Annotated in this window: 23 protein-coding genes; 6 read left to right on the top strand and 17 right to left on the bottom strand. The window is 53.6% G+C overall.

Translation table 11 applies throughout. From position 1 onward, the window contains the following. Positions 1-8: 8 nt before the first annotated feature. The 8 genes from flgH to OSB_RS16175 are packed head-to-tail and all read right to left on the bottom strand — an operon-like array spanning position 9 to position 4,039. A complete protein-coding gene (gene flgH, locus OSB_RS16140; RefSeq protein WP_049835952.1) occupies positions 9-743 on the bottom strand; it encodes a flagellar basal body L-ring protein FlgH in 735 nt (244 codons plus the stop codon). A gap of 9 nt (positions 744-752) precedes the next feature. Then, positions 753-1,169, bottom strand: a complete 417-nt coding sequence (gene flgA / locus OSB_RS16145; RefSeq protein ID WP_049835953.1) for a flagellar basal body P-ring formation chaperone FlgA — start codon at positions 1,167-1,169, stop codon at positions 753-755. Further along, positions 1,166-1,951: a flagellar basal-body rod protein FlgG gene (flgG, locus tag OSB_RS16150; RefSeq protein ID WP_049835954.1), complete on the bottom strand. Its 786-nt coding sequence runs from the start codon at positions 1,949-1,951 to the stop codon at positions 1,166-1,168. Before flgG ends, flgA begins: the two co-directional genes overlap by 4 nt. Positions 1,952-1,972: 21 nt before the next feature. After that, the gene (locus OSB_RS16155; protein ID WP_049835955.1) at positions 1,973-2,689 is read right to left on the bottom strand and encodes a flagellar hook-basal body complex protein; all 717 of its coding nucleotides are present in this window, start codon (positions 2,687-2,689) and stop codon (positions 1,973-1,975) included. Between the two features lie 3 nt (positions 2,690-2,692). Then, positions 2,693-2,959, bottom strand: coding sequence for a flagellar biosynthetic protein FliQ (locus tag OSB_RS16160; RefSeq protein WP_049835956.1), 267 nt, complete (start codon positions 2,957-2,959; stop codon positions 2,693-2,695). Next, on the bottom strand, positions 2,960-3,247 hold the full coding sequence (gene fliE, locus OSB_RS16165) for a flagellar hook-basal body complex protein FliE (protein ID WP_049835957.1): 288 nt from the start codon (positions 3,245-3,247) through the stop codon (positions 2,960-2,962). It abuts the gene before it with no gap. A 13-nt stretch (positions 3,248-3,260) separates the two neighbouring features. Beyond that, positions 3,261-3,653 (bottom strand): flagellar basal body rod protein FlgC, encoded by a 393-nt coding sequence (gene flgC / locus OSB_RS16170; RefSeq protein ID WP_049835958.1) that lies wholly within the window; start codon positions 3,651-3,653, stop codon positions 3,261-3,263. Positions 3,654-3,655: 2 nt separating this feature from the next. Further along, positions 3,656-4,039 (bottom strand): FlgB family protein, encoded by a 384-nt coding sequence (locus OSB_RS16175; protein ID WP_049835959.1) that lies wholly within the window; start codon positions 4,037-4,039, stop codon positions 3,656-3,658. A gap of 84 nt (positions 4,040-4,123) precedes the next feature. Between OSB_RS16175 and OSB_RS16180 the strand changes: the two genes are divergently transcribed. After that, positions 4,124-5,443, top strand: coding sequence for a FliI/YscN family ATPase (locus OSB_RS16180; protein ID WP_049835960.1), 1,320 nt, complete (start codon positions 4,124-4,126; stop codon positions 5,441-5,443). Positions 5,444-5,448: 5 nt separating this feature from the next. On the opposite strand, the gene OSB_RS16185 is transcribed toward OSB_RS16180, so the two are convergent. The 6 genes from OSB_RS16185 to OSB_RS16210 all read right to left on the bottom strand — a co-directional run bounded on the left by OSB_RS16185 (position 5,449) and on the right by OSB_RS16210 (position 9,215). Beyond that, positions 5,449-6,240, bottom strand: coding sequence for a DUF1217 domain-containing protein (locus tag OSB_RS16185; protein ID WP_049835961.1), 792 nt, complete (start codon positions 6,238-6,240; stop codon positions 5,449-5,451). Next, positions 6,237-6,647, bottom strand: coding sequence for a flagellar biosynthesis repressor FlbT (flbT, locus tag OSB_RS16190; protein ID WP_049835962.1), 411 nt, complete (start codon positions 6,645-6,647; stop codon positions 6,237-6,239). The genes OSB_RS16185 and flbT overlap by 4 nt, the downstream gene beginning before the upstream one ends. Further along, complete coding sequence (gene flaF, locus OSB_RS16195) at positions 6,647-7,021, bottom strand: flagellar biosynthesis regulator FlaF (protein WP_049835963.1); 375 nt, start codon at positions 7,019-7,021, stop codon at positions 6,647-6,649. The genes flbT and flaF overlap by 1 nt, the downstream gene beginning before the upstream one ends. A gap of 98 nt (positions 7,022-7,119) precedes the next feature. Continuing rightward, positions 7,120-8,391, bottom strand: a complete 1,272-nt coding sequence (locus tag OSB_RS16200; RefSeq protein ID WP_049835964.1) for a flagellin — start codon at positions 8,389-8,391, stop codon at positions 7,120-7,122. 210 nt (positions 8,392-8,601) lie between these two features. Continuing rightward, positions 8,602-8,934 (bottom strand): hypothetical protein, encoded by a 333-nt coding sequence (locus tag OSB_RS16205; RefSeq protein ID WP_049835965.1) that lies wholly within the window; start codon positions 8,932-8,934, stop codon positions 8,602-8,604. After that, entirely contained in the window at positions 8,931-9,215 is a 285-nt protein-coding gene (locus tag OSB_RS16210) for a rod-binding protein (protein WP_049835966.1), read from the bottom strand. The genes OSB_RS16205 and OSB_RS16210 overlap by 4 nt, the downstream gene beginning before the upstream one ends. 110 nt (positions 9,216-9,325) lie before the next feature. Here OSB_RS16210 and OSB_RS16215 point away from each other — a divergent pair, with 110 nt between their 5' ends. Both OSB_RS16215 and OSB_RS16220 read left to right on the top strand, forming a co-directional pair. Beyond that, complete coding sequence (locus OSB_RS16215) at positions 9,326-10,756, top strand: flagellar hook-length control protein FliK (protein ID WP_049835967.1); 1,431 nt, start codon at positions 9,326-9,328, stop codon at positions 10,754-10,756. Positions 10,757-10,770: 14 nt separating this feature from the next. Continuing rightward, the gene (locus OSB_RS16220) at positions 10,771-11,427 is read left to right on the top strand and encodes a flagellar hook capping FlgD N-terminal domain-containing protein (RefSeq protein WP_049835968.1); all 657 of its coding nucleotides are present in this window, start codon (positions 10,771-10,773) and stop codon (positions 11,425-11,427) included. Between the two features lies 1 nt (position 11,428). On the opposite strand, the gene ubiB is transcribed toward OSB_RS16220, so the two are convergent. Both ubiB and ubiE read right to left on the bottom strand, forming a co-directional pair. Beyond that, on the bottom strand, positions 11,429-12,961 hold the full coding sequence (gene ubiB / locus OSB_RS16225) for a 2-polyprenylphenol 6-hydroxylase (RefSeq protein ID WP_049835969.1): 1,533 nt from the start codon (positions 12,959-12,961) through the stop codon (positions 11,429-11,431). A gap of 1 nt (position 12,962) precedes the next feature. Next, positions 12,963-13,709: a bifunctional demethylmenaquinone methyltransferase/2-methoxy-6-polyprenyl-1,4-benzoquinol methylase UbiE gene (ubiE, locus tag OSB_RS16230; protein WP_049835970.1), complete on the bottom strand. Its 747-nt coding sequence runs from the start codon at positions 13,707-13,709 to the stop codon at positions 12,963-12,965. A gap of 84 nt (positions 13,710-13,793) precedes the next feature. On the opposite strand from ubiE, the gene mutM reads away from it, so the two are divergent. Both mutM and OSB_RS16240 read left to right on the top strand, forming a co-directional pair. Continuing rightward, on the top strand, positions 13,794-14,645 hold the full coding sequence (gene mutM / locus OSB_RS16235; protein ID WP_049835971.1) for a bifunctional DNA-formamidopyrimidine glycosylase/DNA-(apurinic or apyrimidinic site) lyase: 852 nt from the start codon (positions 13,794-13,796) through the stop codon (positions 14,643-14,645). 61 nt (positions 14,646-14,706) lie between these two features. After that, positions 14,707-15,483 carry an enoyl-CoA hydratase gene (locus OSB_RS16240; RefSeq protein ID WP_049836224.1) on the top strand — a complete coding sequence of 259 codons (777 nt, stop codon included), beginning with the start codon at positions 14,707-14,709 and terminating at the stop codon, positions 15,481-15,483. A gap of 1 nt (position 15,484) precedes the next feature. Here OSB_RS16240 and OSB_RS16245 read toward each other — a convergent pair whose 3' ends face one another. After that, positions 15,485-16,795 carry a serine hydroxymethyltransferase gene (locus OSB_RS16245; RefSeq protein ID WP_049835972.1) on the bottom strand — a complete coding sequence of 437 codons (1,311 nt, stop codon included), beginning with the start codon at positions 16,793-16,795 and terminating at the stop codon, positions 15,485-15,487. A 190-nt stretch (positions 16,796-16,985) separates the two neighbouring features. On the opposite strand from OSB_RS16245, the gene rpsT reads away from it, so the two are divergent. Then, on the top strand, positions 16,986-17,249 hold the full coding sequence (gene rpsT, locus OSB_RS16250; RefSeq protein WP_049835973.1) for a 30S ribosomal protein S20: 264 nt from the start codon (positions 16,986-16,988) through the stop codon (positions 17,247-17,249). Positions 17,250-17,640 lie beyond the last annotated feature (391 nt).

Raw genomic sequence — 17,640 nt, forward strand, 5'->3', positions numbered from 1 at the left:
GCGCGCTCCTAGAAAGGCAAGACAATGTCGGCGACCTGCTGGCCAATTCGTGGTTGTTGAACGTCGGAAATTTGACCACTCCCGCCATATGAAATCCGCGCTGAAGCAAGTTTGTCGTACGTGATCTCATTTTGCCGGCTAATGTCTGCCGGGCGGACGAAACCCGAAACCAGTAGTTCACGCATTTCGAAATTGACCCGAACTTCTTGCGTGCCCTGAATGACCAACACACCATTTGGCATCACATCAACAACCGTCGCCGCGATCCTCAATTCAAGTTGTTCATTGCGCCGAACAGATCCATCACCGCCGAAAGATGAACTTGAGCTCAGATCGACAGCGGCGCTCAAGCTTGCGCCGTCGGGCAGGGACTCATCGACCCGCTGCGGAACGCCAAACAGGTTTGGAATGGATAGGCTTTCGGAGCCGCTTCGCGAACGATCTGTCGAATTTGAAATAGAGGCGCTGTCGTCAATTTCGATCACCACCGTAAGAATGTCTCCTCGTTGGACAGCGCGTCTATCACCAAGAAGAGATCCACGATCACCGGTCCAAAGCGACGGGGTGCCATCGCGCGGTTCCGAAACCGCGAGGTCACTTGTTAAGCCATAGGTCAGCATCGCCGCCGCCTCGGGCGACGCCTGTGGTGGTGTGAACTCGGGTGGGCTGCCGACATCACGCAAACGCCCGCAAGAGGTTGCCAAAACTAGTGAGGTCAAGACGACTAAAGTTGTGGTACGCATTCTGCGCTCCTATCGGTTAACAAATGCGGTGCCCGTCGCATCAATTTGCGCGCTCACCGTTGTTCGGGACGTTAGATTCATCACGCGAATGACGTCGCCCGGGCCAGCACGGTCTAGCGCCCGGCCTTCGGTTGAAATCACTACGCCATTGCGCTGATAAACGAGTGTTATGATCTGATTTCGCTCAATGACAGCGGGTGGACCGATATCGCCAGCGCGGATCGGACGACCTGCATATAAAGCCACACGTGCCTCTTGTCCGATCGCAAGATCAGGGGCGGACAGCGCACCGGCTACATCGACTTCGCGCAACAGAACGTCATCCACGCCGATGATGCTGCGGGCTGGTATTGTTCGGGTGGCGACAATTGTGTCAGCCGTAACCGGAGCTGCCAACACAACAAAGAAAGCGATAAAACGGATCATCGGATTTGCACCATTGCGCCCAGCATTTGGTCAGCTGCGGAAATAACTTTGGAGTTCAGTTCATAGCCGCGTTGGGCCTTGATGAGGTCCGTGATCTCGCGGACAGGATCGACGGAACTGTCTTCAAGATATCCCTGCCGCAACACACCGAGCCCGTCTTGACCAGGCGTGGTCGTGGTCGATGGACCAGATGCCGGAGTTTCCAAGAACAGGTTTGAGCCGATGGCCTCCAACCCTTTCGGATTGGTGAAGCCGGACAACGTGAATTGGCCAAGAAGCTGAGGTTCAACTTGGTCGGCGAAATAGGCATAAACCTCACCCTCAGAGTTGATCGAGATCGAACGCGCATCGCTTGGAATCGTAATGTCCGGAACGACCGGGTAGCCATCCGATGTCACAATCAACCCGTCACCAGTGCGCTTTAATCCACCGTCCCGCGTGAACGCAGCGCGACCGTCTGGTAGTGTAACCTCAAGGTACCCGTTGCCCTCGATCCCAAGGTCGAGGTCACCTCCCGTGGCCGCAAGCGAGCCTTGCGATAGCATCACAGAAACAGACGTTGGTCGAACTCCAAGCCCCAATTGAACACCTGTTGGCAGTACAGTTCCATCGGACGCATTTATCGTTCCGGGTCGCTGCATCTGTTGATAGTGCAGGTCGGCGAACTCGGCACGGCGTGTGTTGTAACCCGTCGTGCTCATATTCGCGAGGTTGTTTGAAATCACCTCAACGCGGGTTTGTTGGGCCGCCATACCAGCGGCAGCAATTCTAAGGGCTCGCATCTTTTTGACTCCTAAATAGGGTTACTGGCCGAGCGCACGGATCGCGCTGCGAATGCGTTCGTCTTCTTTGTCGAGAAAGCTTTGGCCGAGTTCATAGGCGCGCTGAACTTCAATCATCCGCGATATTTCGAGCACCGGATCAACGTTTGATTCCTCAATAAAGCCCTGCAACATGCGCCCTTCGAGTGCAGGGTCGTATCCATCATCGGCACGAAACCTCACCCCATCTTCGCGCACCATTCCGGACAGGTTAATCGGGTTCACCAACCCAACCTGAGCAACCGGTTGGCCACCCGCACTTACAGTACCATCCGGCGCAATTCCGATGGGGCCAGCGCCCTGCGGGATAAAGACAGGCGCGCCGCCTGCATCCAAAACGTTGTATCCTTCAGGCGTGACGAGATCGCCGTTTTCATTCGGTGTAAATGCGCCTGCGCGTGTCAACCGCTCGCCCTGCGGGGTCGCAACCAAGAAGAAACCGTCACCCTCAATCGCGAGGTCAAATGAACCACCAGTTTGGGTCAATGTGCCTTGAGACAACAGTGTTTCACGGGCCGACGCAGTGGCCATCGACAATGACGGATCATTCGGGCCTAATGCCTTAACATGCTCAGCAAATATCACCCCTTCAGAGCGAAAACCGGTTGTCGACAAATTTGCAATGTTGTTTGCAACAACGCGCATTTCATTCATCAATCCAGATTGCCGTGTTAGGGCAGTATAAGTTGCATTTTCCATTGTTCAGCCCCCTGCGATTATCGGTACGAGCGTGGTCTTGAAATACGACACCAACGTCTCGGTCATGAAGCCCATCGTGACCCAAAACACACTCACAATCGCGGCGAGTTTTGGCACGAAGGTTAACGTCATCTCTTGAACGGATGTCAGCGCCTGAAACAGGCCGACCACAAGGCCCACGATCAACGCGACCGTGAGGATTGGCAGTGAAACAAGCGTCGCAATCCACAACCCCTGACGCAGCGTGTCATAAAACAGCGCATCATCCATTCAGACAGGCATCCGAAGAATTTCCTGATACGCCTCAACGACTTTGTCACGCACTGTCACTGCCGTTTCGACTGCAAGCTCTGTCTGGGCGAGCGCTTGAACCAATGCATGTGGATCAGCGCCGCCTGACATTGCCGACATCGCCGTCTGCTCACTTTGCTTGAGCGTCTCAATAAAATCTGAGGCAGCCTGCCCGAATGCGTTTCCGGCATTTGACGTCGGGTCCGGCGCCGTAGCTGGCTTATTTGCAGCATAGGCCTGTGCGACCGGATTTGATCTGATTTCCATAGTGATTGCCTTTCTATCTACGTAGCAAGTCCATCAAGGACGTCGACATTTGCCGGACCTGATCGAACAATTTTAGATTTGCCTCATAACTGCGCTGCGCTTCGCGAGCGTCCGCAATTTCAATGAGGAGATTGACGTTTGATCCATCGTAATTCCCATCGGCGTCCGCCATCGGGTGCGAAGGATCATAGATTTGGTCTAGCTCTGAGCGGTCCAGGCGCATCCGGCCTGATTGAACGGCCCCAGTGGCTTGGCCCGCCTCCATTTCGGCTGCAAAGCTGATCGTTTTGCGGTGGTAACCGGGTGTATCGGCATTCGCGATATTTTCGGAAACATGACGCAAACGCGCGGCTTGTGCCCGCATGCCACTCGACGTGATTCTCATAGCATCTGAAAAGTCAGCCATGCTCATTTCCTCCCGATTGAAAGGCGTAAAACATCTAGCGAGTGCTTGTAGATCGCCAATGCGCGATTGTGTTCGCGCTGAATCTCAACGGAGTTAACCATCTCTTGTTCAAGGGATACGGAATTTCCGTTAGGCGCTGCTTCGGCGTCAGATATCTGAACAGATGAAGTCCCTGTTAGCGCGCTGGACGTTAAGTGTTGGGCACGTGTTGTTCGCAAGCCTGAATCCATATCCGCTGAATAGCTTTCAGCAAAAGACCCTAGCGTGCGTGCGCGATACCCTGGTGTATCGGCGTTCGCCATATTCGCCGCTGTGACGGCCTGCCGCGCACCAGAATGGCGCGCCATTGCATATGATGCCTGGAACATTTCCAGATTTTTAAACATCGGGGCTTCTCCCTCGAGTGACTTCAACTAAGCCTTAAGGATGATTCCCTAAGAATTGGTTGTCGCAAGAATGCGAGAGGCCAAATGACAGAAGATATTTTCGCCCAAATGGGTGCCGCCATCAAAAAAACGAAACGGACGCACCCCCTAGGTGTCGTTTTACAGATTGCCGGAAATCGGTTGCAGATCGGGGGAATTTCCCAGTTCGCCCGCGTCGGTGACCGCATCAAAGTGCTCGGCGACGATATTCTGGGTGAGGTCGTACGTACCGCACAAGAAGGGCTTGATGTGATTATGGACGGCTCGACAGAAGGGCTGGGCCTCGGCGCGAAAGTCGTTTTGCTACCACGGCCGGACTTCGCACCGCACGCGGGTTGGATAGGCCGTGTTGTCGATCCCGACGGAATGCCACTCGACGGCCGCGCTCTCCTTCCGGGCCTTTCGGTTCAACCAGTGTCAGCACCACCGCCTCCGGCTAGCACGCGGCGCGAACTGGGGCCGCGTCTTTCAACGGGCTTTGCGGTCTTTGATACGATTCTCCCAATTGTTCGCGGTCAACGTGTCGGGCTTTTTGCAGGTTCAGGCGTCGGAAAATCAACGTTACTTTCTTCACTGGCAAAGACGATGGAGGCGGACGTTATTGTGATTGGACTGGTCGGCGAACGTGGCCGAGAATTGCGGGAATTTGTTGAAAAGTCACTTGGACCGGAAGGAATGAAACGAAGCGTTATCGTCGCCGCCACCTCGGATCGTGCCGCGCAAGTTCGACGGCGATGCCCCCTCGCGGCGACAGCAGTGGCTGAGTTTTTCCGCGACCAAGGCTTACAAGTTCTATTGCTCGTCGACAGCGTAACGCGTTTTGCTGAAGCGCACCGCGAAGTCGCCGTTGCCGCGGGGGAGCCTGCGAATTTGCGTGGCCATCCTGCATCGACACCCAATGCAATCGCGGGGTTGTGCGAACGTGCCGGTCCGGGTTCTGGGCATGCGGGTGACATCACGGCGATCTATACTGTCCTTGTTGCAGGTTCCGATATGGAGGAACCGGTTGCTGATATGCTGCGCGGTGTTTTGGACGGACACGTCGTTCTTGATCGCGCAATCGCCGAGCGGGGCCGTTTTCCGGCGATCGATGTAACGCGTTCTGTTTCACGTTCCTTGCCGGATGCCGCGAATGCAGCTGAGAATAAGTTAATCCAGACAGCGCGTCAGCACATGGGCGCATTTGCTCAGGCTGAACTTATGATTCAGGCGGGTCTCTACACTTCGGGGACAGACGCTAAAATCGACGCAGCAATTGCAACGCGTGACGCTTTAGAAGCATTCATATCAACAGAAGGGAAACACGGTCCTGCGGGAGCATTCTTATTGCTTCAACGGGCGGTTCAATTGCCTGCAACACTATAATTATATTAGATCTGTTGAAGCAGGCTAAGCGCAATTGATGCGCCAGAGGTCGCAGAGGAATCTGATATCTCAGACCGCAACATGAAAAGTCTGATCATTTTTTCCTGATTTTCAGGACTGGCCAAGTCACTCAATTGATCGGTGCCAAACGTTGCCTCAGCACGTGCCTGAAATTGCTCGAGTTGTTGGTCAATATCGATGGCTGCAAATGATGATGAAAACCCGAGCGCTGTCTCAAACATGCTGCGCAACGGCTCGTTACCCATCATGCTGTACCATTGCCCGTTGTTGGTACTTGTCCCGTCCAGAACGTCATTCAGCGCCGGCCCAAGGTTTAGCGCAAGGCGCATATCATTATCTTGTTCACCAACAGCCTGTTCAAACTGTTTCGCTTCATAACGGTCAATAATTTCGTCAGCGAAAAACGAAAGTGCAGTACGCGGGATATCAAAATCACCGAACCCAAATGCTTCGCTAAAATCCGCGTAACGGCTATCAGACAATTTGTTCGCAAGAGCGTCAGTTCCAATGGATCCTTCCTCAAGAATTTTCTTGATGAAAAACGTATTGTTGATGTCATCGTCTAAACCAAACGCGCCGAGGGCGACTTCAAGAAGCTCACGGTCTTTAACAAGGTCTTCAGCCGTCCTGATGTCTCCAATGCGTTCACGGAAAGTATCTGTGAGACGCGTGATCGAAGGGCTCTCATTGAAAGTCGCACGTTGTTGGTCCGCTGTCCTCTCTAGAAACAGCCAACCTGCATAGCCTGACAAAGGAACGACGGGCTGGAAGGTCATGACGGTCTCGGGAAGGTCGCAAGCAGGCGTTCTTCCCTCGGCAAAAGACTACGCAGCCTCTTTAATCCGCGGTAAAATTCGCCCTCCAAAAAGGCTTCGGTTGCATCAGCTAGTTGCTGGCGACTGTCATCGTCAGCAAGCGCCTGACTTAATTGTTCAACTCCACGCATCAATTGGATTCTGCCTTCTTCAACGTCAGCGTCGCCGGACAGAATAAGCTGCGCGATATAACAAACTCGACGGACAGGAGTGGTAACCTCATCTGGTCGAATAGCATCACGCAACCGCAAGATATTTGCGTTGGGTGTGAGTATGGAGAGCCGAGAGCGCCGGTCTCCGTTTTCGATGACGGCACCATTTACGAGCACGCGTTCTTTCGGCCCGAGCTTAAGGACAAGACCGGACATTAGTGACCCCCTTTGGCGGCCAGGCCACGCATCATCGCAGTATTGATTTCAACGAGTGGCGCAACATCAGCTTCGCCCTTTAGAACCTTGCGAGAATGAAAAGACGTGAATTCAGCAAGGTAGAATATCCGTGCACGTAGGTCTTCAGAAAGCGCATTTTCATCATCAGCAACTTGCGACGCGAGGTGGGTCCAGACTGCACGATTGGCATGAACAGCCTCCGCGAAGGCTGGAAAGTTTGAGGCTTGTTGTTTGGCCGCATTTCTTAGGCGGCATGTGACTTCGCTGAACAAATGATGTTCGGCGGAGCGACCTGTTTTTAAAGCGGACGTTTTGGGCGCGTAGGCGTGCTGGGCTTGTTCTGCGATGTTCACGGCTGGTCCTTTCGGGACGAAAGTCGAAATCACACAGCTTTGCTGTGTGGTGAAAAAAGGTCAGAGGCGCTCTGATTAAGCGCCTCTGACGTCTCAACTTATCCGAACAGTGATAGGATGGACTGTGGAGAAGAGTTAGCAATGGACAGGGATTGCACACCAAGTTGTTGCTGTACCTGAAGCGCCTGCAAACGAGCCGACGTTTCTTCCATGTCTGCATCTACCATCGAGCCAATACCAGAAGTCAGGCTGTCAGACAGGCTGCTAATGAAGGCTGCTTGTGTTTCGAGTCGCCCTTCAACAGAACCGAATGAAGCTGCCGCATCGATTGCACCGTCAAGCATGTCCTCAATTTCAGAAAGGGCACCTGTTGCATTGTTAACAACATCAATGCTTTCCAGGCCAGCCAATGCGCCGGACCCGCGTGAAACGCCGTACTCGATAGCGATGCCCGCTTCACTCGTGAGGTTCTCAACCGTCAAAGTACCAGCCGTTGTAAGATCGAAGGCGAAGTCGTCGGTCGATAGGCCTGCATTCTGAAGAGAGTCCTTGAGACCACTTGCGACAGACGCATCGGTATCACCCTCGCTAACGCGGTAGCTCCCCTGAATGTCGCCGATTTTCATCTCAACAACGTCGCCGACAGCAAGACCATTCACAACAGTATCGTCAACACCAGCTGTTGAGGTTTTGAGTGCGCTGGATCCGCCGGCGGCACCGGACGTGTCTAAGAACGTAAACCCGGTGATGTCGACTTCATCGGCCCCACCGTTTGCGGCTAGCGTTGCAACACTTGCGCTACCTGTTCCGGTGCCAGCCGTGATATCCAAGCCGGCAGAAGTGGAAAGGTTTTGCGTGTCAACGCCAATGGTGCTTGCGGTAACCCCACCCGAGCTATCACGGTCAAGTGAGGACAGAACATTGATCCCAGTGTTGCCGTTTGAGTTGGTCCCCGTGTTCGAACCGTCGACAAGGTTTTGTCCGTTGAATTGCGCAGCGCCAATGACGGATTTAATTTGGTCTGTCAGGGCGTTGATATCATCTTGAATAACAGAACGATCAACGTTTTCTTCTTGTGCGGCAACAATCTTACCTTTGATGTCCGTCAGAAGATCGGTCACTGTTTCAGATGCATTCCGCGCGACAGCAACAGTAGACTCACCGAGGCTCAAACTATCGGAAATGGCTTTGAAGCCTTTAACGTCGCTTTCCATTGTTTTGGAGATAGACCAAACGGCCGCATTGTCTTTTGCAGACGCCACATCCTTACCGGTTGAGATCATCGACTGGGTATCGGAAAGGTCGTTGTTGATAGATTTGAGAGTTTGAAGCGCAACCATTGCGCTGTTGTTTGTCAGAATACTGGACATATTTTGGGTCCTACAATTTAGGGCGCGTTTTGCGCCAAGTTTTCAAGAACCAACCCCATGTTTGTGAAGTTGGAAGGGACGCCATTCTGACGGATACCTGATCCAGTAAGGACCAGTGCCACCCATGTGGGGTGCACGGCCAACATGCGCATAACCAACTAACGAGGCCTTAACGCGTGAGGGCCATATTCACGGCCTTTGACGACAATTTTAATAACGTCGTTCCGTGCCATGTTCAGGTTGCGAAATCTGCGTGGCTTTGCCTGAAGAGTCATAGCTTGAAAGTGTTGTGCGTGCTGCCCGTTGTTGGCGTAGCGTTGTAACGACAGCGGTCACTCCTTCATGCGCTGCCGCGAAGAGAGTGCTGTTGCGCGCCAAGGCAGTCGACAAAAGTTTCAGTTCGGCGGCGTTCGCGTCATCAAATTGTGTCGACAACGATTCCTTTTCTGCAACCAACGCGCCGACGGTGTCGAAGTCACCCTTCAACAGGGCAAGGTGCTCAATTTTTAATAAGCGTGCTAATTGATCTACGGCTTTCGTCATTGGGATCGCGCCATCATCGCGTCAAACATGGACTGTGCCAGCCCGATTCCCCCGGCTGCTGTCATCTGTTTTGCCTGCTCGTCTCGCATGAACGAGGCGAACTGATCCTCACCCGCGCCACCGCCAAACGCCGATGGGGTCTCGCCAACACCCGCCGACTTCAACATTTCTGAAAGAAATGCGGCCTCTAATGACTGCGCAACCGTCATCAACTGGGCTTCCTGTGTCACTGGCGACGATGTTTGTGACGCAGAGGGCGCGTTTGTTTGCTGTAGTTCCATTCTGAAGCTCCGATGCTGACAATTTTTCGTATCATTATGAGCCAGCGGTAAAGATTGAGTAAGTTTCTGCGGACTAAAACGGTTTAAATCGCTCGCCTTCGGAGAAACCGATGATTCAAATTGATACCAATTCACCTGAGTTAGGGCAGGTTGCGCCGCAGGGCTTGCGGGACAATCGTGCAGATTCAAACAGCGAAGGTTCGGCTGAGTTTGCTCAAATATGGTCGGAATATTCTGAGGAATCACACGATCTCGAAGTTGAGGATGCTGAGGCTTTACCTCTACCGCATCCCGTAGAATTTAGATTGTCTGAGTCGGAGAGAATCCAAACAACCCAGCCCCCCGAAGATGGAGTACTTTCGTTACAAGCAAAGACGCAAAATGACCCAAGCACACCAAAGCATTCCGAAACGCTGCAAAAGCCATCTGGAGGTTTAATATCGGAACTGGCTGGACCCGATGCCGTTGAAAGTCCTGAGGTCGGGGAGCAGTTTGTCGCGCCCCCCGTACGGAGCGAAACGGCGGGGGTGGCGACGCCAACGGCGAACCCGATCTATCCGTCCACACCGCCCCCGCACGCCGAAAAAACGGGAGTGAAATCAGTTGCACCCTTACAGTCGAACATCGCGCCAGATTCATCAGCAACCGTTTCTGCGGACATGCCATTTGCCCGCGAAAATGGGACAAAATTTGAGCTGTTGAAACGAAACCTAGGAACCGATCAGGCATCGTTTCAGAAGATCGAGCATGACCAAAACAACAATGCGCGAACCCCAATTGAAAGTGCGATCAAACAAGCGGTTCAAGCCACCGAAACATCCGTAAAACCAAGAGGTCAGGTGACGACGTCAACACATACACCAACTGACCGCTTGCCAGCGCCAGACGCGAAGCAGGCTCCGCTTCAAACCGATGCAACTATACCAACTCCCGTCCCACCGCCTTCTCAGGAACGGTCCCTCGCGCCGCAATCCGTTGCAAAACCCAATCTGTCGATACCTTCAATGGAAACACCAAACGCACTCAATACAGAGCCATTGTTTCCTGTCTCGACTGGCATTCTGGAAACTGAGTTAACCTCGCCACAATCGCCACAATCGCCGCAAGTCAACGCGGCAAATGTTTCTACAGCCACAACCTCCACGTCGCAATCGATCGCTTCGCACGTCGCCTCGCAAGTCGCAGCGACTATTGTCCAGTCATCCAATTCTACAACTGAGATCCTCCTCAACCCCGAAGAGCTTGGACGCGTCCGCATTTCCCTCACGAACGGTGAGGCTGGCATGACCGTGAACATTCTCTCGGAACGTCCTGAAACGACGGATTTGATGCGCCGCAACATCGAACATCTCGCGCGGGAGCTGCGGGAAATGGGATACGAAAACCCCAGCTTCACTTTCGGCGAGCAGCCATCGGGATCAAACGGCACGTGGAATGATGAACATCAAGAACCGGCCCCTGAAAACCCAAACGATACATCAAAACCGCCCGTTCCCAGCATGCGCGTTACGCTAACCGGCGGCCTCGACCTCAAATTGTAACGAAAGATACACCAATGGAAATCACCCAGACCACGACGACGGCGTCAACGATCACACCTCAAACGGAAACATCTGAGGCTGTTCTCAGTTCTGACTTTGAGACCTTTCTAAAGATGCTCACGGTTCAGATGGAAAATCAGGACCCTCTCAATCCGACAGATTCGTCCGAATACGCCCAGCAACTCGCCACGTTTTCCGGCGTCGAACAAGCTGTCCTGACCAACGATTTGCTCTCATCTTTAATGGTTCAAATGACGTCAACGGGCATGGCCCAAATGGCGGATTGGGTTGGTAAAGAAGCCCGCGCTGCCGTTCCAGGTCAGTTTGATGGAAGCCCAATTACAATCGCACCGAACCCAGCAGCTATCGCGGACACAGTGGAACTTGTGGTGTTTGACGCCGACGGAAATGAAGTTCAGCGCAGCGAAATTCCAAAGTCGACCGATCCAATTGAATGGGCCGGAACCGATACAGACGGAACGCCGTTCCCGTCCGGCGTTTACCAGTTCCAAGTCGTCAGCTCATCAAACGGCGAAGTCGTCTTGTCAGAAACAGCGGATATCTACGCCCGCGTCCAAGAAGTTCAGAGCGAGAACGGCAGTTCGGTGCTCGTGCTCGAAGGCGGGATTTCAGTACTGGCTTCAGACGTCAGCGCGCTGCGCGAAAGCTAGATTAGCTAAACGCCGAAATCGCAAATACAGCCGCCGTCGCAATCCCTGCGCCCAACAGTGCCCACGCGATCGCGGCCCAATTACTGCGCCGTGGTGGGGTGGGTGGTTCTTCGCCCATCCGTATCAACGCGGCCTCGGCGAGGGCGGGCAACCGTGGGCCAAATCGCGCCAGAACCCGCGCGGTTTTCACCAAGTCTTTGGTCATTGCGCGCGGGCCGATGCTGTCCTTGATATAGCTCTCAACGACAGGCTTTGCGGCATCCCAAATGTTCATCCGGTGATCGAACGTGCGCGCGACACCTTCGACAACAACCATCGTCCGTTGCAGCAAGATCAGCTCGGTGCGGGTTTCCATTCCGAAACGCTCGGTCACTTCAAACAAATACGACAGCAGTTTCGCCATCGAAATTTGTTCGGCATTCATCCCGAAAATAGGTTCCCCAACAGCCCGTAACGCTCGTGCAAATTCGTTTACGTCACGATCGGCAGGCACATAGCCGGCCTCAAAATGCACTTCGGCAACGCGGTTATAATCGCGCCGGATAAAGCCAAACAAAATCTCGGCGTAAACACGGCGCGTGTACTCATCCAAATGCCCCATGATCCCAAAATCATAGGCGATGATATCCCCATTCGGCGCGATCTTTAGGTTGCCGTGGTGCATGTCCGCGTGGAAAAATCCGTCCCGCAATGCATGGTTCAAGAACAGCTGCAAAACACGTTGCGACAGTTCAGTCAGATCATGCCCAGCGGCCGCAATCGCGTCAACGTCAGCGGCATTAATGCCCTCTGCCCAATCCAACGTCATGACGCGACGTGCCGACAAATTCCAACGGACACGCGGCAGCGCAAAGCCCTCGTCGTTCTCGGTGTTGTCTGCAAATTCGGACGCGGATGCGCTTTCCATCCGCAGGTCCAATTCACTGACAACAACACCTTCGAAATGTTCGATCACGTCCAATGGCTTCAATCGACGGGCCGAAGGCGACAAAGTATTAAACACCGAAGCCGCCAAATAGAACGCGTCCAGATCTTTCTGGAACGCCTTTTCAATGCCCGGTCGTAAAACTTTTACGGCAACATATTCACCGTCTGATACCAACCGCGCTTTGTGCACTTGTGCGATGGATGCCGCAGCAACTGGTTCGGAAAACTCGCTAAAGACTGAATCTACGGTTACGCCAAGTTCCTTTTCAACTTCCGCTTTGGCAACCTCAACAGGGAACGGTGGCAACTTGTCCTGCAGAACACGTAACTGCACAGCCAATTCCGACCCAACAACATCGGGTCGCGTGGATAAAACCTGCCCGAATTTAATGTAGGCAGGACCCAGCGCCTGCAATGCTCGCGTGACGGGCGGTTGCTCAACGTCGCCCTTCAGACCCAGCCATTGAAATGGCCATGCCAAGCCCCGAACAGCAACGCGCATCATTCGTGGCGCTTCCGCAGCATCCAGAATGATCTTCATCGCGCCAGTACGCTCCAGCGTCGCGCCAGTTCGGATTAGCCGCCAGATGTTATGTGGGCCACGCATTTTACAACTTCCATCCGGAATGCAGACACGCGATCCCAAGGCTTAGATTGCGGTACTTTGAATTGTCGAACCCAGCATCCTTCACCATCTCAAGGAACGTATCCTGATCTGGGAACTTGCGGATCGACTCGACCAAATACTGATAACTATCGCGGTCGCCTGTAATGACTTTGCCCATCACCGGAATCGCGTTGAACGAATAGACGTCATACATCTTCTGAAGCATGTCATTTGGAATTCGGTTGAACTCCAGAACCATCAAACGGCCACCTGGCTTCAGCACACGATACGCTTCGTTCAGCGCCTCTTGCGGTCGCGTGACGTTTCGGATGCCAAAGCTGATCGTGTAGACATCAAACGTGTTATCCTCGAACGGCAGCGCCATCGCGTCCCCAACAACCCAATCAAGCGAACTGTCCAGCTGCGCAGCCTCAGCGCGTTTGCGCCCTTCAATCAACATCGGCTCGGTCAGGTCCAAAACAGTGGCATGGCCAACCTTGGCGCGCTTTAGAAAACGAAACGAAACGTCGCCAGTACCACCCGCAACATCGAGCAGCTTTTGTCCCTCGCGCGGCGCCAACCAATCCATCATTGCATCCTTCCAGATACGGTGGATACCAAGGCTCATGGCGTCGTTCATCACGTCATATTTGCTGGCAACACTGGAAAACACACCCTGAACAAGGCCCGCTTTGTCGCCTTCAGCTACTGTTTCAAATCCGAAATGAGTCGTCTGTTCGTTAGTCATATCAAGGCACCTTGCACAGCTTACCATGCAGATATAGCGTCCAACCTTCAGATACAAATGGCCAAATCATCGCGGTGTGTGCAGATGCCTGAATTACCAGAAGTCGAAACCGTCCGACGCGGCCTAGCGCCGTCAATGGAAGGGCAGGTCATTACCCGTGCCGACGTGAACCGCCCCGATCTACGTTGGCCCTTTCCTGAAAATATGGCCGCAAGGTTAACCGGCGCCAAGGTCACCGCGTTGCGGCGGCGGTCTAAATACATCCTTGTGGACCTCGACACGGGCGAAACCCTTATTATCCATCTTGGCATGTCCGGCCGTATGACAGTGTCTGGTGATCCGCTCGGTCAATTCCACCATGACCATCCTGCACCCGCTAAGCACGATCATGTCGTCTTTCACATGGGCAACGGTGCGCGTGTAACCTTTAACGATGCACGGCGTTTTGGCGCGATGGACCTTGGGGACACCGCCCAATTGGGTGATCATTGGCTGATCAAACCAATCGGTCCCGAACCTTTGGGTAACGATTTCAACGAAACCTACCTCGCCAACACCCTTTCAACGCGCAATACGCCCATCAAAACCGCACTACTGGATCAGCATGTCGTGGCAGGCCTTGGCAATATCTATGTCTGCGAAGTTCTATATCGCGCACGCATCAATCCGACTCGCAAAGCAAAAGACCTGTCTAAAAAGCGCGTTGCGTCCCTCGTGCCGATCATCCGTGACGTTCTGTCCGAAGCAATTGCAGCAGGGGGATCATCCCTTAAGGACTATCGCCAAGCAGACGGCGAATTGGGCTATTTTCAACATGGTTTTCAGGCCTATGACCGTGAAAACGACCCGTGCCAAACACCCGAATGTGGTGGCACTATCGTTCGCATAACCCAATCGGGACGTTCGACTTTCTACTGTCCAAAGTGTCAAAGATAGCTTGATTGCGCGCGTGGCTTTGATAAGCCTGAGCGTTCATGAACAAGCGGAGCTCATCCAAATGGCCTATGAAACCATCATTGTCGAAATCGCGGACGACGTCGCGCTTATCACTCTTAATCGCCCAGATGCCCTCAATGCGTTGAATTCCCAACTTTTGGGTGAGCTCGCGAGCGCAGTTGAAGAGGCCGATGCGTCCGACAAAGTGCGCTGCATTGTTCTAACGGGTTCGGAAAAAGCCTTCGCAGCGGGTGCCGACATTAAGGAAATGGCCGACAAGTCCTTTGTCGATATGTACCGCGATAACTTTTTTGGCGTGGAAGCGGACCGCTTTCTACGTGTTCGCAAACCTATCATCGCCGCCGTTTCTGGCTACGCGCTGGGCGGCGGATGTGAGCTGGCAATGATGTGTGATTTCATTATCGCGGCAGACACCGCAAAGTTCGGCCAGCCAGAAATCAACCTCGGCGTTATCGCTGGAATCGGCGGCACACAGCGCCTCACGCGCTATGTGGGCAAATCCAAATCAATGGACATGCACCTAACAGGCCGCTTCATGAACGCTGAAGAGGCTGAAGAATCCGGCCTCGTGAGCCGCGTGGTCGCCCCGAAAAAGCTCAAAGATGAAGCAATGGCTGCGGCCCAAAAGATTGCTGAAAAATCCTTGCTCGCGACGATGGCTGTTAAAGACACGGTCAACCGCGCCTATGAAACGACTTTGGCTGAGGGCATCAACTACGAACGCCGCATGTTCCAAGCCTTGTTCGCCACTGAAGATCAGGCCGAAGGCATGGCATCTTACGTTGAAAAGCGAGAGCCGCAATTCCGCGACAAGTAACCTACGTTATATAGTGCAGCCGGTCGAAGGTCTCGCGCCATTCGCGTACGCGCGGGGCCATCACGCTAGGGTCGTTGCTGCCCAGCGCCTCCGTGATCAGGTCAGCCATTTGGTCGACGTGTTCTATGTCGACACCCCAGCGCACCAATTCGGGCGTGCCGATGCGCAGCCCGTTCATGTCACCAGCCACGGCATCAATCGGCAACCCAATCCCACAAGCGAGAAAGCCAGCCTTGTACAGCTGTTTTGAAACGGCCTGTCCACCGCCATACGCCGCCGCACGAACTGCAAACTGGTGGCTCGACGTCGCACCATTCGCCGTTTCAAACACGGGAACACCACGCGTCTTCAACGCGACCGCTAGCCCCTGTGCAACTTCAATCATCTTGGCGGCGTAGGCTTGCCCGTGGTCGCGCCAATCGAGCATGGTTACAGCCATCGCAGCAGATTTCGCTGCATCAAAATTCGCCGTCATTCCTGGAAACGCGATCGCGTCAAAGGCTTCGGCCATCTCTGGATCATTGGTCACAATCAAACCGCCTGCAGGCCCACCGAGGGACTTATAGGTCGACATCGTCATGAAATGCGCGCCCTCAGCCAACGGATCACGCCACGCCTTGCCCGCAATAATCCCACATTGGTGCGCGGCATCAAACATCACCTTTGCTCCGACGGCATCCGCGACGGCACGGATTTCGCGCACCGGATGCTCATCAAGGTTCAAACTCGAACCCACCGTTATCAGCTTGGGCTTTTCCTTTTGCGCCAATGCCATCAGCGCATCCGCATCAATCGTATACCCATCGACTAGAACGGGCGCCTCAACCGTGCGCAGCCCGAACAACCCAGCGCATCCTGCCAGATGGTGTGTTACATGTCCGCCAACCGACGCGGGTGGCGCGATGATCGTATCGCCAGCCTTACAGGTCGCCATAAACCCATAAAGGTTAGCAATCGCGCCTGACGGCACCCGGATTTCCGCAAACTGCGCGTCAAACACCTCGGCGCAAAGCGTTGCGGTGATGACTTCGATTTCTTCAATCGCCTCCAACCCCATCTCATACTTGTCACCAGGGTACCCAAGTGACGGACGCGACCCGATCCCAGACGCCAACATCGCCTCGGCGCGGGGGTTCATAACATTGGTCGCTGGGTTTAGATTGAAACAGGCCTTTTCGTGGATGTCGCGATTCTCAAACACAAGCGCATCCAAACGCTCTAACACGCTATTTGAACTTCCGACCTGTTTAGCGATGGCTTGCACCCGTGTTTCACAATCCGCAGGTACCCAGTCTCGTTTTTGCAATGACATGTTGAACACTCCTGGTTTTCACCAGCATGATCACTGGAAAAGGATGTTTGCAATACACAACAACACGGCCTATACGCAGCGCTGAAATGCGCGTGTAGCCCGCTTTGGCTCGAATCAACCGGTTCAGTGAACCCGGCGGCTGACGTGCGTTATAGAAATTTGAACACACGAACCGAAAGAGACTGATCACATGGCAAATACTCCACAGGCTAAAAAGCGCGCGCGTCAGAACGAAGCACGTTTTCAAGTAAACAAAGCACGTCGCTCCCGTATCCGCACATTCCTGCGCAAAGCAGAAGAAGCGATTGAGGCTGGCGACAAAGACGCAGCAGCAGCAGCTGTTCGCGCTCTTCAGCCAGAATTGATGCGCGGCGTTTCCAAAGGCGTTTTCCACAAGAACACAGCGGCACGTAAGATGTCCCGCTTGAGCGCACGCGTCAAAGCAATCGCTTAATTTCGGTCTTTACCGATTCTTTAAAATTTTTAACTTGAGGCGGTCCAACTGGGCCGCCTTTTGTTTTTGCAGTCTCATTTATGTCAGCGCTAGCAGCGACTTTTCCTTGAGATTCAAAGGTCGATCAGATTCGTTTCATCCCCAGCCCTGTCAAGACCATCAACGCTGTTGAAATCGTACACCACACACGGCTAGTTTTGCTGAGTGATTCATTTTGTTCCTGGGGGAACGTGGGACTTTAAAACATGGAATACGTCGATTTCTACGTACTGTAGATTAGGCGCAAAACGGTCTTGGACCGGACCATGTTTTGACATTTTGGTACGTGAAGGTGTGGGAACCTTTTAGCGCATCGGGTCAACCACGCATTCTCCAGTGCCGGCTGTAAACG

This window comes from Octadecabacter temperatus, from assembly GCF_001187845.1.
GTDB classification, from domain to species: domain Bacteria; phylum Pseudomonadota; class Alphaproteobacteria; order Rhodobacterales; family Rhodobacteraceae; genus Octadecabacter; species Octadecabacter temperatus.

Bases quoted from the DNA above. Each gene is read 5' to 3' on its own strand.
- mutM (WP_049835971.1), top strand. From the start codon at position 13,794: ATGCCTGAATTACCAGAAGTCGAAACCGTCCGACGCGGCCTAGCGCCG.
- flbT (WP_049835962.1), bottom strand. From the start codon at position 6,647: ATGTCCGGTCTTGTCCTTAAGCTCGGGCCGAAAGAACGCGTGCTCGTA.
- ubiB (WP_049835969.1), bottom strand. From the start codon at position 12,961: ATGCGTGGCCCACATAACATCTGGCGGCTAATCCGAACTGGCGCGACG.
- flgG (WP_049835954.1), bottom strand. From the start codon at position 1,951: ATGCGAGCCCTTAGAATTGCTGCCGCTGGTATGGCGGCCCAACAAACC.
- flgC (WP_049835958.1), bottom strand. From the start codon at position 3,653: ATGGCTGACTTTTCAGATGCTATGAGAATCACGTCGAGTGGCATGCGG.
- OSB_RS16155 (WP_049835955.1), bottom strand. From the start codon at position 2,689: ATGGAAAATGCAACTTATACTGCCCTAACACGGCAATCTGGATTGATG.
- fliE (WP_049835957.1), bottom strand. From the start codon at position 3,247: ATGGAAATCAGATCAAATCCGGTCGCACAGGCCTATGCTGCAAATAAG.
- OSB_RS16210 (WP_049835966.1), bottom strand. From the start codon at position 9,215: ATGGAACTACAGCAAACAAACGCGCCCTCTGCGTCACAAACATCGTCG.
- OSB_RS16240 (WP_049836224.1), top strand. From the start codon at position 14,707: ATGGCCTATGAAACCATCATTGTCGAAATCGCGGACGACGTCGCGCTT.
- rpsT (WP_049835973.1), top strand. From the start codon at position 16,986: ATGGCAAATACTCCACAGGCTAAAAAGCGCGCGCGTCAGAACGAAGCA.
- OSB_RS16180 (WP_049835960.1), top strand. From the start codon at position 4,124: ATGACAGAAGATATTTTCGCCCAAATGGGTGCCGCCATCAAAAAAACG.
- flgH (WP_049835952.1), bottom strand. From the start codon at position 743: ATGCGTACCACAACTTTAGTCGTCTTGACCTCACTAGTTTTGGCAACC.
- OSB_RS16245 (WP_049835972.1), bottom strand. From the start codon at position 16,795: ATGTCATTGCAAAAACGAGACTGGGTACCTGCGGATTGTGAAACACGG.
- OSB_RS16185 (WP_049835961.1), bottom strand. From the start codon at position 6,240: ATGACCTTCCAGCCCGTCGTTCCTTTGTCAGGCTATGCAGGTTGGCTG.
- flgA (WP_049835953.1), bottom strand. From the start codon at position 1,169: ATGATCCGTTTTATCGCTTTCTTTGTTGTGTTGGCAGCTCCGGTTACG.
- OSB_RS16205 (WP_049835965.1), bottom strand. From the start codon at position 8,934: ATGACGAAAGCCGTAGATCAATTAGCACGCTTATTAAAAATTGAGCAC.
- OSB_RS16215 (WP_049835967.1), top strand. From the start codon at position 9,326: ATGATTCAAATTGATACCAATTCACCTGAGTTAGGGCAGGTTGCGCCG.
- OSB_RS16220 (WP_049835968.1), top strand. From the start codon at position 10,771: ATGGAAATCACCCAGACCACGACGACGGCGTCAACGATCACACCTCAA.
- OSB_RS16175 (WP_049835959.1), bottom strand. From the start codon at position 4,039: ATGTTTAAAAATCTGGAAATGTTCCAGGCATCATATGCAATGGCGCGC.
- ubiE (WP_049835970.1), bottom strand. From the start codon at position 13,709: ATGACTAACGAACAGACGACTCATTTCGGATTTGAAACAGTAGCTGAA.
- OSB_RS16160 (WP_049835956.1), bottom strand. From the start codon at position 2,959: ATGGATGATGCGCTGTTTTATGACACGCTGCGTCAGGGGTTGTGGATT.
- OSB_RS16200 (WP_049835964.1), bottom strand. From the start codon at position 8,391: ATGTCCAGTATTCTGACAAACAACAGCGCAATGGTTGCGCTTCAAACT.